Source organism: Pontixanthobacter sp. (assembly GCF_049682855.1).
GTDB lineage: Bacteria > Pseudomonadota > Alphaproteobacteria > Sphingomonadales > Sphingomonadaceae > Pontixanthobacter.
Genome location: NZ_JBAUIK010000008.1, coordinates 148,885 through 162,940, shown reverse-complemented (window position 1 = coordinate 162,940; position 14,056 = coordinate 148,885). Strand labels below are relative to the sequence as shown.

At 57.4% G+C, this 14,056-nt stretch carries 14 protein-coding genes; 13 read left to right on the top strand and 1 reads right to left on the bottom strand.

Features of this window, described 5'->3' with window-relative positions; genetic code table 11:
• Positions 1 to 12: 12 nt before the first annotated feature.
• Positions 13 to 996 carry a class II fructose-bisphosphatase gene (gene glpX, locus WA922_RS04575; protein WP_424770496.1) on the top strand — a complete coding sequence of 328 codons (984 nt, stop codon included), beginning with the start codon at positions 13 to 15 and terminating at the stop codon, positions 994 to 996.
• Between the two features lie 139 nt (positions 997 to 1,135).
• On the top strand, positions 1,136 to 2,071 hold the full coding sequence (locus WA922_RS04570; RefSeq protein ID WP_424770495.1) for a ribose-phosphate pyrophosphokinase: 936 nt from the start codon (positions 1,136 to 1,138) through the stop codon (positions 2,069 to 2,071).
• A 12-nt stretch (positions 2,072 to 2,083) separates the two neighbouring features.
• Here the strand turns inward: WA922_RS04570 and WA922_RS04565 are convergent, their stop codons facing one another.
• Positions 2,084 to 3,025 carry a helix-turn-helix domain-containing protein gene (locus tag WA922_RS04565; protein WP_424770494.1) on the bottom strand — a complete coding sequence of 314 codons (942 nt, stop codon included), beginning with the start codon at positions 3,023 to 3,025 and terminating at the stop codon, positions 2,084 to 2,086.
• A 230-nt stretch (positions 3,026 to 3,255) separates the two neighbouring features.
• Here WA922_RS04565 and WA922_RS04560 point away from each other — a divergent pair, with 230 nt between their 5' ends.
• From WA922_RS04560 to WA922_RS04510, 11 genes are all read left to right on the top strand, one after another.
• Positions 3,256 to 4,041, top strand: coding sequence for an inositol monophosphatase family protein (locus WA922_RS04560; RefSeq protein ID WP_424770493.1), 786 nt, complete (start codon positions 3,256 to 3,258; stop codon positions 4,039 to 4,041).
• Between the two features lie 504 nt (positions 4,042 to 4,545).
• Complete coding sequence (gene rpmI / locus WA922_RS04555; protein WP_424770492.1) at positions 4,546 to 4,749, top strand: 50S ribosomal protein L35; 204 nt, start codon at positions 4,546 to 4,548, stop codon at positions 4,747 to 4,749.
• A gap of 33 nt (positions 4,750 to 4,782) precedes the next feature.
• The gene (rplT, locus tag WA922_RS04550) at positions 4,783 to 5,142 is read left to right on the top strand and encodes a 50S ribosomal protein L20 (protein ID WP_424770491.1); all 360 of its coding nucleotides are present in this window, start codon (positions 4,783 to 4,785) and stop codon (positions 5,140 to 5,142) included.
• Between the two features lie 178 nt (positions 5,143 to 5,320).
• On the top strand, positions 5,321 to 6,421 hold the full coding sequence (gene pheS, locus WA922_RS04545) for a phenylalanine--tRNA ligase subunit alpha (RefSeq protein ID WP_424770490.1): 1,101 nt from the start codon (positions 5,321 to 5,323) through the stop codon (positions 6,419 to 6,421).
• Entirely contained in the window at positions 6,418 to 8,829 is a 2,412-nt protein-coding gene (pheT, locus tag WA922_RS04540) for a phenylalanine--tRNA ligase subunit beta (RefSeq protein WP_424770489.1), read from the top strand. The genes pheS and pheT overlap by 4 nt, the downstream gene beginning before the upstream one ends.
• A 3-nt stretch (positions 8,830 to 8,832) precedes the next feature.
• Positions 8,833 to 10,359: a peptide chain release factor 3 gene (locus WA922_RS04535; RefSeq protein ID WP_424770488.1), complete on the top strand. Its 1,527-nt coding sequence runs from the start codon at positions 8,833 to 8,835 to the stop codon at positions 10,357 to 10,359.
• Positions 10,360 to 10,411: 52 nt separating this feature from the next.
• Positions 10,412 to 10,723 (top strand): GFA family protein, encoded by a 312-nt coding sequence (locus tag WA922_RS04530; protein ID WP_424770487.1) that lies wholly within the window; start codon positions 10,412 to 10,414, stop codon positions 10,721 to 10,723.
• Positions 10,724 to 10,769: 46 nt separating this feature from the next.
• Positions 10,770 to 11,360, top strand: coding sequence for a pyridoxamine 5'-phosphate oxidase family protein (locus WA922_RS04525; RefSeq protein ID WP_424770486.1), 591 nt, complete (start codon positions 10,770 to 10,772; stop codon positions 11,358 to 11,360).
• A gap of 10 nt (positions 11,361 to 11,370) precedes the next feature.
• Positions 11,371 to 12,069, top strand: a complete 699-nt coding sequence (locus WA922_RS04520) for an endonuclease/exonuclease/phosphatase family protein (protein ID WP_424770485.1) — start codon at positions 11,371 to 11,373, stop codon at positions 12,067 to 12,069.
• 162 nt (positions 12,070 to 12,231) lie between these two features.
• Positions 12,232 to 12,570 (top strand): P-II family nitrogen regulator, encoded by a 339-nt coding sequence (locus WA922_RS04515; protein ID WP_170014114.1) that lies wholly within the window; start codon positions 12,232 to 12,234, stop codon positions 12,568 to 12,570.
• Between the two features lie 29 nt (positions 12,571 to 12,599).
• Positions 12,600 to 13,937, top strand: a complete 1,338-nt coding sequence (locus WA922_RS04510) for an ammonium transporter (RefSeq protein ID WP_424770484.1) — start codon at positions 12,600 to 12,602, stop codon at positions 13,935 to 13,937.
• The last annotated feature ends 119 nt before the right edge of the window (positions 13,938 to 14,056 follow it).

The window sequence follows — 14,056 nt, the reverse complement described above, 5'->3', positions numbered from 1 at the left end:
ACTGAATTCGACATGAACGACAGCAAAATTTCACCCAGCAAAACTCTCGACCGGGTTCTTGTACTGGAAATGGTCCGGGTGACTGAAGCAGCCGCAATTGCAGCCTCGGCAGAGATCGGCCGCGGCGACGAAAAGGCCGCCGATGCCGCTGCCGTAGAAGCCATGCGGCGCGCCTTTGACGAGCTGTATATGGACGGGACGGTCGTGATCGGCGAAGGTGAACGCGACGAAGCGCCCATGTTGTATATTGGCGAGAAAGTGGGCGGCGCACCAGGCAAGGGCCCCAAAATAGATATCGCTCTCGACCCGCTGGAGGGGACAACGATAACGGCCAAAGCCGGACCAAACGCGTTAGCGGTGCTGGCTGCTGCCGAGGAAGGGTGCCTGCTCAATGCGCCCGATACCTATATGGACAAGCTGGCAGTCGGACCCGGCTACCCCGAAGGTATTATCAGCCTCGAAAAAAGCGTCACCGAAAACGTAACTGCGGTTGCAGATGCCAAGGGTGTGAAGCCTGCGGAGATCATCGTATGTGTCCTCGACCGTCCGCGCCACGCGGATATCATCGCCGAGCTGCGCGGTATTGGCTGCGGCATTCACTTGATCCCCGATGGCGATGTGGCAGGTGTTATTGCCACCACCGATGAAGACACCACCATTGATATGTATATGGGCCAGGGCGGCGCGCCGGAAGGCGTTCTGGCCGCGGCTGCGCTGCGCTGCGTGGGTGGACAATTTAATGGCCGCCTGTTCTTCCGTAACGAGGATGAAAAAGCGCGCGCGCGCAAATGGGGTATTGAAGACCTTGACCGGATTTACAAGCTGGAAGATCTTGCCAGCGGTGATTGTATCTTCGCTGCAACCGGCGTGACCAGCGGATCGCTGCTCGATGGTGTGAAGCGCCGGCGAAGCGGTGTTATGACCACCCAGAGCGTAGTGATGCGGGCCAGTTCGGGCACGGTCCGCTGGATCAGGGGTGAGCACCGCGCCATTTAAGAGAGAGCCCGATGGGTCAGGCACCCTCGCCGTCCTTGGGGAAAGCCCGGCCGCCCTCTGTTGCAATGCTGATCCCCTGGGCTAAGCCCTGATGTATGAGAATCGCCAAAAGTGACTGGCGTGCTGTGGGGAAATTTGCATGAAAATTATGGCCGCCAATTCCAATCTCCCGCTGGCGCGGGCGGTTGCTGCATATCTGGAAATTTCGCTGTGCGATGCCAGCGTGAGGCGGTTTGCAGATGAAGAGATTTTCGTGGAGATTCACGAGAATGTCCGCGGCGAAGATGTGTTTGTGGTGCAGTCCACCAGCTATCCAGCCAATGATAATCTGATGGAATTGCTGATCTGTATTGATGCTCTTAAACGGGCCTCTGCGCGGCGTATCACGGCGGTTATTCCCTATTTCGGATATGCCCGGCAGGACCGGAAACCCGGCCCCCGCACACCAATCTCTGCCAAGCTGGTGGCCAATCTTATTACAGAAGCAGGTGCAGACCGCGTATTGTCGGTCGATCTGCATGCTGGCCAGATTCAGGGTTTTTTCGATATTCCAACCGACAATCTTTATGCCGCACCGGTCATGGCAGCCGACATCCAGGCACGGTACGGCGATCAGGATCTGATGGTTGTTTCCCCCGATGTCGGCGGTGTGGTTCGCGCGCGGGCATTGGCCAAGCGGCTGGACAATGCGCCGCTTGCGATTGTCGATAAGCGGCGTGACCGGCCCGGCGAATCCGAAGTGATGAACATCATCGGGGATGTGAAGGGCCGCCACTGCATTCTGATTGATGACATCGTCGATTCGGGCGGCACTTTGTGCAATGCCGCCCAGGCCTTGCTGGACCAGGGCGCAAACAGTGTCGCCGCGTATATCACGCACGGCGTTCTGTCGGGCGGAGCGGTTGCGCGGGTTAACGAATCCGCCCTTACCGAGCTGGTGATCACTGAAACGATTCTGCCATCTGACGCGGCGCGAGATTCGGATCGGATCAGGATTTTGACGATAGCGCCGCTGGTGGGTGAGGCCGTTCGCCGGATTGCGGATGAAAGTTCGGTCAGCTCGCTGTTTGATTGAGCGCGCAAAATATCAGGCGGCCTGAAAGGGGTCGCGCATCCACGGACGTATCGCGCCTGGATCAATCCGGTGCAGCAGTTCCAGCCGGCGCGCCTGGCGGATTTCCAGGCTGAGCGTCAACAAGGCCTGCCGGCTGGTCAAGAATTGCTGCGGCGTCATGCCAAAAAAGGCGACAAATTCGCGGATCTGGTGCGATTGATCAAAAAAGCGGAGATACATGTCTTCCTCCTCTGCCTCATCCGCGACGCCGCAAATCCTTGCCGCCAAATCCAGCGTACGGGCGCGGCGCATGATCTGTTTGGGTGTCAGACCAAAGTCACGCTTGATAATGCGTTGTAACGTACGCGGTGTCACCGTGTTTGCGTCCGCAAATTCGGCGATAGACTGGTTCGGATCGGCAAAGGCAGCCACTTCAAATCGCTGTGATATGGCATCGGGCACGTCGCAGCAACGCCGCTCAATCGTACCGCGCAGCCAGTGTTCCATTTCAACCAGCCATTCAGCAGGTGTCATTTCCGGATCATAAATCCGGGTCAGCGCCGCATCGTCAAACCCGATATATGCAGCCGGTTTGATCCGGTCGATCAATGTCCCGTCATCGACATTCCAGATCGATCGGATCGCGCCGGGCCGCAACATGAAACCGGCGACTTTTATTCCGCCCGCGAAGCGCAGCGGCATGGCTTTTGAATGCTGGCCGCTGACAAAGGTTTCGTCGCGCAATGCAATTGTACCATCAGCAGTCTGCACCGACCAGTCGGCACCAATCGCCGTGCGGACATAGCTTGCATCATTGCATAATAAGCCGTGCGTCACCTGTTGATTATCAAGGGTGACCACGGCCACCATCATTCGGGAAATCCAGGGCTCCAGATCTTCAGCAGGCGGCCGGTTGAGCGATAATGGAATGCCGTCCCTCGACATGCCGGTTTCAGCGCCCCCTTCCTTTGACATAGGATGCGTGCCAATCCCAATTTTCACATGACCGGGAGAGTTTACATTGCCCATAAAGCCGATTGCGCCCCTTCGTGGCCATTTGGCCGTGTGATTTCGATCCCGCTTATTTGTAACATAGTTTATGCTGACGCAGTTTTTTGGCAAGACCGCTTGCCAGAGTATGGATCAAAGCGTCCTTGCGGGAATCCGGGGGTGATCTCTTGCTATGCAGCCACTAAGGGTGCGGTATGAACCTTTCAGACGATATCACGCTCGCGGCACATTTGGCGGACATCGCCGGCAGTGTGATCCGCCCCTTATTCCGGTCTGACTTTGAACAGAGCCGCAAGGCCGACCGCAGCCCGGTGACAGCTGCTGACAGGTCGACGGAAGCCGCCATGCGCGCCATTCTGGAGGCGGAGCGCCCCGATGACGGGATCATTGGCGAGGAATATGGCAAGCATAATGAAAGCGCCGGGCGCCAATGGGTGCTTGATCCCATAGATGGCACAATCAGCTTCATGGCGGGGCGGCCGATTTTTGGTACTTTGATTGCTCTGATGCAGGATGGCTGGCCGGTGCTGGGTGTGATTGACCAGCCGGTTGCACGCGAACGCTGGGTTGGCCAAATCGGCGGCGGGACGACTTTCAATGGCGCGCCCGTCACTACTGCGTCTTGCCGCGAATTGGCCGAAGCCAAGCTGGCGACCAGCAGCCCGCATTATTTCGGTGCAGATCAGGCCGAAGCCTATATGAGAGTTGCCGCGGCTGTCGGCGGTAATGAACGGCAGGGCATGATTGTCTATGGCGGGGACTGCTATAATTACGGGCTGCTGGCATCCGGGCATATCGATATTGTCTGTGAAGCCGGATTGGAGGTGTATGATTACGCCGCGCTTGTCCCTGTGGTGGAGGGGGCTGGAGGGACCATGTCGGACTGGCAAGGCAATCCGCTCGATGCAGACAGCAATGGCGATGTGCTGGCACTAGGCGATCCGGCGCGGCTGGACGATGTTCTGGAAGCGATGGGCTAAATGCCGCTTGCCTTTGACTGTCCTACATGGATGGGCTTTGCTAGGTTGCGGCAGTTCTTTGAAATTGTAGTTGTCTGTCTGCTTGAGGCAAACGATGTTCGCAGGCGCATCCTGGACCTGATTGCTCTGGACGCGCGATGAAGCCTTGCATCCCCGTCCGTCCGCTCGCTTGACGGGCTATATTGTCGCTGAAATCCAGTGCTTTACCGCCAAGATGTGAAAGTGACACGGTGTCACCTTTGTCCGCTTTTTGCGACGCGATCGTCTCCCCCTGTGTTTGCACTGCCTGACGTGCCATCCTACCGGCAGCTTTGGCATGGCTCAGCAGGCTCAGCAGGCACAGCGGTAGCACGCCAATAGTGGCGATTCCGCTTGCAATTGCGGCACTGCCGCCGTATTCGGCCCGCTTTCACCGACACGTGATTCATCTTCCGGTCTGGCCGTTAGGGCTGCCAGGGCTGGTTGGACGTGTTCTTGACCCGACATCCTTTTGAGGAGAATGAAATGCCCAAGCTGAAGACCAAAAGCGGTGTGAAGAAACGCTTCAAAATCACCGCAAATGGCAAAGTGAAGCATGGTGTTGCTGGTAAGCGCCACCGTCTTACGCACCACAATGCCAAGTATATCCGCCAAAACCGCGGCACATCCGTGATCTCTGACCATGATGTTAAGACGATCAAGAAATGGGCCCCATACGGCCTTAGCTGAGCCGGTTTTTGGAAATTTAGGAGTACTTGAAAAATGCCACGCATCAAACGCGGCGTCACCACGCGCCAAAAACACAAAAGATTACTCGATCAGGCCAAGGGCTATCGCGGTCGGCGTAAAAACACGATTCGCGTCGCCCGTCAGGCGGTCGAAAAAGCGGGCCAATATGCATATCGTGACCGCAAAATTAAGAAGCGCAATTTCCGCGCCTTGTGGATTCAGCGGATCAATGCCGCAGTGCGCGCAGAAGGTCTCACATATTCGCAGTTCATGCACGGCGTAAAACTGGCCGGTATTGAGCTTGACCGTAAAGTGATGGCTGATCTGGCAATGAATGAAGGCGCGGCTTTCAAATCCATCATCGAACAGGCGAAAAAAGCCATCCCGGCCTAATTCGCGCAAATGCTAACGCGCAGCAATGCGCGAATGAGGGCGGCCTGCGGGTCGCCCTTTTCTTATCGGCGCAGCGACCGCGGTCTGCTTCATGCGGTTGCGCGGTGTACCGAATGGCCGGGCCGGGTGAATTGCCGCTTTGCTTTGCACCGCAATTGGCGCTAGCGCGCCTCTCATTATGACAGATCTGACGACACGACGAGATGACACTCTGGCCGCGATTGCCGCTGCCGATACTGCTGACGCGCTGGAGGCTGTGCGGGTCGAGGCTGTGGGCAAGCAGGGCTGGGTCAGCGCACTGCTCAAAACACTCGGCAAGATGACGCCTGACGAACGGCAGGAAAAAGCACCTGCGATCCAGCAAACCCGCACCGCCGTGGCTGATGCGATTGCTGCGCGTAAACAGGCGATGAATGATGCAGAGCTTGACCGCAAACTGGCGACCGAGACGCTTGATCTGTCGCTACCGTCTCCGGCGCTGCCAAGGGGTACAGTCCATCCAGTCAGCCAGGTGATGGACGAGCTGGCAGAAATTTTTGCCGATCTGGGATTTGCTGTCAAAACCGGACCCGAAGTCGAGGATGACTGGCATAATTTCACCGCGCTCAACATGGATGAGAACCATCCTGCGCGGGCGATGCATGACACCTTTTATTTCCCCGATAAAGACGGCGAAGGCCGGTCCATGTTGCTGCGCACACATACCTCGCCAGTGCAAATCCGCACGATGATGGATGAAGGCGCGCCGGTGCGGATTATCGCGCCCGGCCGGGTCTATCGCTCCGACAGTGATGCGACACACACGCCGATGTTTCATCAGGTTGAAGGTCTGGTGATCGACAAGGATATTCATCTCGGCCATCTGAAATGGACGTTGGAGACCGTCCTCAAAGCGTTCTTTCAGCGGGACGATATTGTTCTGCGTCTGCGCCCGTCCTATTTTCCCTTCACCGAACCCTCTGTCGAAGTCGATGTCGGTTTTGAAGTCGTGAAAGGGCGCCGCATACTCGGCGGATCGGGCGATGCGCCGGGCCATGCGTGGATGGAATTGCTGGGCAGCGGCATGGTCAATGCCCGCGTAATCGCGTTTGCCGGGCTTGATCCGGCCGAGTGGCAGGGCTTTGCTTTTGGTGTCGGCGTCGACCGGCTGGCCATGCTCAAATACGGGATGGATGATCTGCGCGCGTTTTTCGACGGGGATATACGCTGGCTGCAGCATTATGGTTTCAGTGCCTATGATCAGCCAACCCTGTCGGGCGGTGTAGGAGCGCGCGCATGAAGTTCTCTTTGACATGGCTCAAGGACCACCTTGAAACCGAAGCCAGCCTGGCAGAGCTGGCAGCGGCAATGAACCGCATTGGACTGGAAGTTGAAGGGATTGAGGACCCGGCAGAAACGCTCGCCGGTTTCACGGTGGCGAAAGTCCTCACTGCGGCTCCGCATCCCGATGCAGACAAGCTGCAGGTGCTGACCCTCGACACGGGCGCCGGCGATCCGTTGCAAGTCGTATGCGGCGCGCCCAATGCGCGCGCTGGGATGATGGGCGTGCTGGGCCTGCCCGGTGCGGTCGTTCCCTCCAACGGGATGGCGCTTCGCAAAAGCGCGATCCGCGGGGTCGAATCGAATGGCATGATGTGTTCGGTGCGCGAGCTGGAGCTGGGCGAGGAGCATGACGGCATTATCGAGCTGCCTGATGACGCACCGGTTGGCCACAGCTTTGCCGATTATCACGGGTCCAGCCCGGTTTTTGATGTGGCGATCACGCCCAACCGGCCCGATTGCATGGGGGTCTATGGCATAGCGCGTGATCTGGCGGCGGCCGGCATGGGCACGCTGAAACCGATCGCCTTTCCACAGTTTGAAACATCTGGCGATTGCCCTGTGGACATCCGTACTGACGACCCTGAGGGGTGCCCGGCATTTTATGGCCGGGTCATTACCGGTGTCAAAAATGGTCCGTCACCTGACTGGCTGCAGCAGCGTTTGCAGAGCGCGGGTCAACGCCCGATTTCCTTGCTGGTCGATCTGACCAATTACCTGATGCTCGCCTTCGGCCGTCCCGCGCATGTTTACGATCTGGCCAAGCTGACCGGAGCGGTTATTGCCCGCCGTGCCAAGGATGGCGAACAGGTGGTTGCTCTCAACGAGAAAACCTACACCCTCGATAGCGGCATGACCGTTATTGCGGATGATAGCGGCGTGCATGACATTGCCGGTATTATGGGCGGTGAGCATTCCGGCTGCAGCGATGACACCACCGATATATTGCTCGAAATTGCCTATTTTAATCCTGACCGTATTGGCCAGACCGGCCGCAAGCTCGGCCTCGCCTCCGATGCGCGGACGCGGTTTGAACGCGGGGTTGATCCTGCGTTTCTAGATGATGGTCTGGCGCTGCTTACCGGGCTGATTACTGAACTGGCAGGCGGTAGCGCATCGCAAGCTGTACACGCCGGTGCCGCGCCTTCGGATGCCCGGACGATCGCTTTCGATCCTGGACTGACGCAAAGACTGGGCGGCGTGTCGATTGAGATGTCGCGCCAGCAGGCCATTCTTGAATCGCTGGGCTTTGCCGTGGACGCGTCCTTGGACAGATGGACAGTAACCGCACCGTTGCGCCGCCATGATATTGAGGGGCCAGCTGATCTGGTTGAAGAAGTGGTGCGTATCTACGGCATTGATGACATTGCCAGTGCCCCGTTACCGCGCGCTGAAGGGGTGGCAGTTCCTACCGCATCGGCAGAGCAGAAACAGGAACGCCGTGTGCGCCGCGCAGCCGCTGGGCGCGGGCTGAACGAGGCTGTTACATGGTCCTTCCTGCCAGTGCCAGAGGCGGAGCACTTCGCGGACGGTAGGACGCTGTGGGTTCTTGGTAATCCGATCAGTGAAGATATGAAGGTGATGCGCCCTTCGATGATCCCCGGATTGCTGATGGCCGCAAAACGCAATGCGGATCGCGGCGCGACCTCTCTGCGCCTGTTTGAGATTGGTCGGCGATATTTCCGCAGTGCAGATGGTTCGAGCAATGAGCAACCGACCGTTGGCGCCGTGCTGGTAGGCGAGAAAACACCGCGCGGCTGGGTGCAAAAGGTAAATGGCGGCAAGGCTGTGCATTTTGACGCTTTCGATGCCAAGGAAGAGGCACTGGCCCTGCTGGCAGAGGCCGGGGCACCGGTCGACAAGCTGCAGATTATGGGTGAGGCAGGGGAAAAATTTCATCCGGGTCAATCGGCAACTTTGCGGCTTGGTCCAAAGAACATTCTTGCGCGCTTCGGCACTGTGCATCCCAAAACTTTGGCAGCTTTCGATATTGATGCGCCGGTGGTGGCACTCGAGATATTTCTCGATGCAATTCCGGGTAGAAAGGGCGCCGGCGGCTTTGGCCGGACCGCTTATGCCCCGCCAGCATTGCAATCCGTGATGCGCGATTTTGCTTTCTTGGTGCCTGCCGATCTGCCCGCCGGTGATGTCCAGCGGATGGTGAAAGGCGCAGACAAGGCCAATATTATCGATGCGCGCATCTTTGATGTATTTGCAGGACAGGGCGTGCCGGAGGGCAAAAAATCCATTGCGGTCGAGGTCACGCTGCAGCCAGATGGAAGAAGCTATACTGACGAGGACCTGACAGCGATCTCGGACGCGATAATCGCTGCCGCGCGGAAATTGGGCGCGGAGCTGCGGGGTTAGATCATGGCCACCAATTCACGCCGCACTTTCGCGATTATCTCGCACCCTGATGCCGGTAAAACCACGCTGACCGAGAAGCTGCTGTTGCAGGGCGGCGCAATTCATCTGGCGGGCGAGGTTAAAGCGCGCGGCCAGGCCAGGCGGGCACGCTCTGACTGGATGAAAATAGAGCAACAGCGCGGTATCTCCGTCACCTCCAGTGTGATGACATTTGAGCGCGATGGTGTGACCTTCAACCTGCTTGACACGCCGGGTCACGAGGATTTTTCCGAAGACACTTACCGAACGCTCACCGCAGTCGATTCCGCGATCATGGTGATCGATGCGGCCAAGGGCATTGAGCCGCAGACACGCAAGCTGTTCGAAGTGTGCCGGTTGCGCAGCGTGCCGATCATTACTTTCGTCAACAAAGTCGATCGTGAAGGCCGTCCGGTGTTTGAATTGCTCGATGAGATTGCCGATATGCTGGCGCTGGATGTTTCGCCGCAAATGTTCCCTGTCGGCATGGGCGGTCAGTTTGAAGGCATCCTGGATTACGCCAGTGGATTGGTGGCGCGGCCGGAGGGGCATTCCAAGGAGTTTTTGGGCAGGCGCGATGCAAATGCGGTTTTGCCGCAGGAATTTGCCGAGGAAGCCGAGCTGGCGAAGATCGGCTATCCCGAGTTTGATCTGGAAGCCTATCGCAATGGCGATCTCACGCCTGTTTACTTTGGCTCTGCGCTCAAGAATTTCGGCGTTACCGAACTTATTGAAGCGATTGCCCAACACGCTCCGCCGCCGCGGCCGCAGCCCGCCGGTGATGCACATGTCAACCCCGATCATGACGAGGTGACGGGATTCATCTTCAAGGTTCAGGCCAACATGGACCCCAATCACCGAGACCGGATTGCGTTTATGCGGCAAGTGTCGGGGACGTTTAAGCGCGGTATGAAACTCACGCCGTCGGGTCTAGGCAAGCCGATTGCGATCCACTCGCCAATTCTGTTTTTTGCGCAGGACCGCGAAATTGCTGATACCGCCCAGGCGGGCGATATAATCGGTATTCCCAATCACGGCACGTTGCGGGTGGGAGACACTCTGAGCGAACATAACACTCTGCGGTTTACCGGCCTGCCCAATTTTGCACCCGAGATTTTACGCCGGGTGCAGTTGAAAGACCCAACCAAGACAAAACAGCTGCGCAAGGCGCTGGATGATCTGTCTGAAGAAGGCGTGATCCAAGTATTCTATCCAGAGCTGGGCGCGAACCATATTGTCGGCGTCGTCGGCCAATTGCAGCTCGAAGTGCTCATTTCACGCCTTTCGGCTGAGTATAAGGTGGAGGCAGCGTTGGAACCTGCCCCCTTCACGACCGCGCGCTGGGTCAAAGGCAATGATGCAGCATTGGCCGAGTTTGAAAGCTTCAACCGGGCCAATCTCGCCAAAGACCGCGATGGGGATATGGTGTTTATGGCCAAGTCGCCGTGGGATGTCGGGTATCAGGAAGACAAGCATCCTGATCTTAAATTCTCCGCGACAAAAGAGCGTTAGGGGGTCTTGGTTGGTTGCACAACGCCATGAAGGACGCTGCCATTGCGGCGCAGTGACATTTGCTATCACCGGCGAATTTGCTGAAATGACGACATGCAATTGCTCCATCTGTCGCCGCAAAAACGCGGTTATGGTGAAAGTGCATGAAAGCGGTTTCGACCTGCTATCAGGCGCGGATGCTCTCACTGAATATCAGTTCAACACCCGTACCGCGCGGCATTTCTTCTGCAAGATATGCGGGATTTATCCGTTTCACCGCAAACGCATAACGCCGGATTATGTCGGAGTGAATGTGTATTGCCTGGACGCATTTGATGGCGCCGGAATTCCGGTCCGTCCCACTGATGGTAAAAGCATGCGCTAGCGCGCTCCTTGTCGATTGCGCAAACGTACCTTAGGCTTGAAAAATCATGGCTGAATTTTTCGATACACTCTGCGCCAAGCACATTGATATGATAGCGGCGCAGCCTGTCTTTTTTGTGGCAACCGCCGCCGCTGATGCGCGGATCAATCTCAGCCCCAAAGGGTATGATGCCTTTCGGGTGCTTACCCCTGACAGAGTCGCATATCTCGATCTGGGCGGATCGGGTAATGAAACCAACGCTCATTGTCTCGCAGACGGCCGGATCACGATAATGTTTTGCAACTTCGAAAACCCTGCGATGATTCTGCGCATATATGGCCGCGCTGTGCCGGTTTTGCCGAAGGATGCGGAATGGGATGCGCTTGCCAAACATTTTACCATGATGCCTGGCACACGGCAGATTTTCGACATTGCCGTTGACAGCGGGCAGACCAGTTGCGGCTGGGCCAGTTGCGGCTGGGCCAGTTGCGGCTGGGGCGTGCCGGTAATGTCTATGGAGCATGAGCGACCGACTTTGAAAAAGGCGCATGCCCAGTCAAATCCGCTGGAATGGGCGGCCAAGATGTCGACCCGGATTGCCAGCATTGATGGTCTGCCTGCGCGCGCCACGGACCGTTACATCGCTGGCGATATATGATCGCACGCGCGTGATACTGACATTCGCCAGTTATAACATTCACAAGGCTATCGGCAATGATATGCGCCGTGATCCGGCGCGGATTATCGCGGTCCTTAGGGAAATAGACGCAGATATTATCGCCTTGCAGGAAGCGGATTTGCGGATCGGCCAGCGGGCCAGCGTTCTGCCGCGCGCGCTCATTGATGATACCGATTGGAAAATCGTGCCGGTGGCCACTCGCCCCCGAAGCATTGGCTGGCATGGCAACGCAATACTGGTGCGCCGCGCAATTGAAGTATTGAACGCGCAGGCAGTGCATTTGCCGAGCCTCGAGCCGCGCGGCGCGGTACGTACTGATCTATCAGTCGCGGGGTCACACATTCGTGTGTTCGGGGCTCATCTTGACTTGTCCGGTTTGCGGCGCCGCGCCCAGATCAAAGCAATTCTTGGCGCCAATGACGCATTGCCAGCCAATTATCCGGCTGTGATTATGGGTGATTTCAACCAATGGGGCCTGCACACTGGTGCGATGCAAGAGTTTGGGCCGGCCTGGCAGTCGCTGCCTCTGGGCAAAAGCTTTCCCAGCCGCCAGCCTTTGGCGTGCCTCGACCGGATTGTGGCAAGCGCGGAATGGCGCTGTTCGGCATCAGGTGTGCATCATAGCGCGGCCGCAGCACAGGCATCTGACCATTTGCCCGTTCTGGCGCAGCTACACCTGCCTATTTAATAAGCGGTGCTGAATAATTAGACGCGGCGCACTGCGCGGCCTGTGCGCCCTCCTGTCATCGCGCTTAGGGATTCGGTAACTTTTCGATTTTGGCACGGTGTTTGCTGCGCTTGCGAAGTCGGCGCTCGTCCGGCGCTCGTAATGTAATTGAAGGGGGCACCGTTGAAATTCATCATCGCTGTAATAAAACCGTTTAAACTGGACGAGGTCCGCGAGGCGCTCGGCGCCATTGGCGTGGCCGGTATGACCGTGTCCGAAGTTAAAGGCTTTGGCCGTCAGAAAGGTCAGACAGAAATCTATCGCGGGGCGGAATACTCGACAAACATGCTTCCCAAAGTGAAGCTCGAAATTGCCGCCAGCGACGAAATCGCTGCGCAGGTTGTCGAGACCATTCAGAAAACTGCTAGCAATGAAACAATCGGAGACGGCAAAATCTTTGTGCTCGATCTGGCCGACGCGACCCGCATCCGCACCGGCGAGACTGGGGAGACGGCGCTATGATCCCGCAAATCGAAATGAAGGACACTTCCATGATCCGCACAACTTTTGGCGGCTTAGGCACGCTGGGTTTGTCGCTCCTGGCGGCGGCGCCCGCATGGGCACAAGAGGCAGCAGAGGTTGCCGAGCCCGTTGCCAACCCCGGTAACAACGCGTGGATGATGACAGCCACAATTTTGGTTCTGTTGATGATAATTCCTGGCCTGACACTGTTTTATGGCGGGCTGACCCGTTCCAAAAACATGCTTTCCACCATGACGCAAATCGGCGCGACAGCCAGTTTGGCAATGCTGGTATGGGTGATGTGGGGCTATTCACTGGCGTTTGGTGACACCACCTATGAGGGCGCTCTGGGGCTGTTTGTCAGTGGTGGCAGCTATTTCCTGTCCGGCACAGATGCAAGCAGCACGGCAGCGACTTTTACCGATGAAGTTATCAGCAAATATGTCTTCATCAGTTTCCAAATGACGTTTGCGGCAATTACTGCGGCGCTGATTCTGGGCGCAACAGCAGAGCGGATGAAATTCAGCGCGGTTATGGCTTTCGTGCCCATCTGGCTGACTATCGTCTATTTCCCGATTGCACATATGGTATGGGCAGGCGGCGGATTGCTGTTTGAAGATGGTGCGCTTGATTTTGCGGGCGGCACAGTGGTGCATATTAATGCCGGTATTTCCGGCCTCGTGCTCGCTTACCTTCTGGGCAAGCGCCGCGGATATCCGAGCGAACCGATGCCGCCGCACAGCCTGACCATGACTATGATCGGCACCGGTCTGTTGTGGGTTGGTTGGTTTGGTTTCAATGCCGGCTCCGCTCTTGAAGCAGACGGCTCGGCTGGCCTTGCCATGATCAACACATTTGTCGCAACCGCTGCGGGTGCTTTGACCTGGATGGTGATTGAACGCATGATGGGCCACAAAGGCTCTGCTCTGGGCTTTTGTTCGGGCGTGATTGCTGGCCTTGTTGCCGTAACGCCTGCGGCGGGCAATTCCGGCCCGTTCGGTGCGATCCTGCTCGGCATTGTGTCCTCGGCTGTGTGTTACTTCTTTGTTGCCAAGGTCAAGGCCAAGTTCGGCTATGACGACTCACTGGATGCTTTTGGTATCCACGGTGTGGGCGGCATCGTTGGCGCGATCGGTACGGCGATTGTGTATCAACCCTTCCTTGGCGGCCCCGGCGACGGTTCGGTTGGGGTTGGCGCGCAGCTCGGCATCCAAACCTACGGCGTGCTTGTTACAATTGCATGGGCCGGTATCGGCACTCTGGTTGCTGGCCTGATCGTCAAAGCTCTTATTGGTCTGCGCGTTAGCGAGGAAGTCGAAGTCGACGGCCTCGATATCTCGGAGCACGGCGAACGCGCCTATAATTAGGGCTCAATCAATTCACCAAGTTCGGCGGGGCCGGGAGATCCTCTCCCCTCCCGTTCCCGCCGCACGACGTTCCTCCTGCGAACAACACTTTTACGGGCCGGGGCTTATTGCTCCGGCCT

What these genes read in the sequence shown, in the direction of transcription:
- glpX (WP_424770496.1), top strand. Translation starts at nt 13, where the DNA reads ATGAACGACAGCAAAATTTCACCCAGCAAAACTCTCGACCGGGTTCTT.
- rpmI (WP_424770492.1), top strand. Translation starts at nt 4,546, where the DNA reads ATGCCCAAGCTGAAGACCAAAAGCGGTGTGAAGAAACGCTTCAAAATC.
- rplT (WP_424770491.1), top strand. Translation starts at nt 4,783, where the DNA reads ATGCCACGCATCAAACGCGGCGTCACCACGCGCCAAAAACACAAAAGA.
- WA922_RS04535 (WP_424770488.1), top strand. Translation starts at nt 8,833, where the DNA reads ATGGCCACCAATTCACGCCGCACTTTCGCGATTATCTCGCACCCTGAT.
- WA922_RS04510 (WP_424770484.1), top strand. Translation starts at nt 12,600, where the DNA reads ATGATCCGCACAACTTTTGGCGGCTTAGGCACGCTGGGTTTGTCGCTC.
- WA922_RS04525 (WP_424770486.1), top strand. Translation starts at nt 10,770, where the DNA reads ATGGCTGAATTTTTCGATACACTCTGCGCCAAGCACATTGATATGATA.
- WA922_RS04560 (WP_424770493.1), top strand. Translation starts at nt 3,256, where the DNA reads ATGAACCTTTCAGACGATATCACGCTCGCGGCACATTTGGCGGACATC.
- pheT (WP_424770489.1), top strand. Translation starts at nt 6,418, where the DNA reads ATGAAGTTCTCTTTGACATGGCTCAAGGACCACCTTGAAACCGAAGCC.
- WA922_RS04565 (WP_424770494.1), bottom strand. Translation starts at nt 3,025, where the DNA reads ATGTCAAAGGAAGGGGGCGCTGAAACCGGCATGTCGAGGGACGGCATT.
- pheS (WP_424770490.1), top strand. Translation starts at nt 5,321, where the DNA reads ATGACAGATCTGACGACACGACGAGATGACACTCTGGCCGCGATTGCC.
- WA922_RS04570 (WP_424770495.1), top strand. Translation starts at nt 1,136, where the DNA reads ATGAAAATTATGGCCGCCAATTCCAATCTCCCGCTGGCGCGGGCGGTT.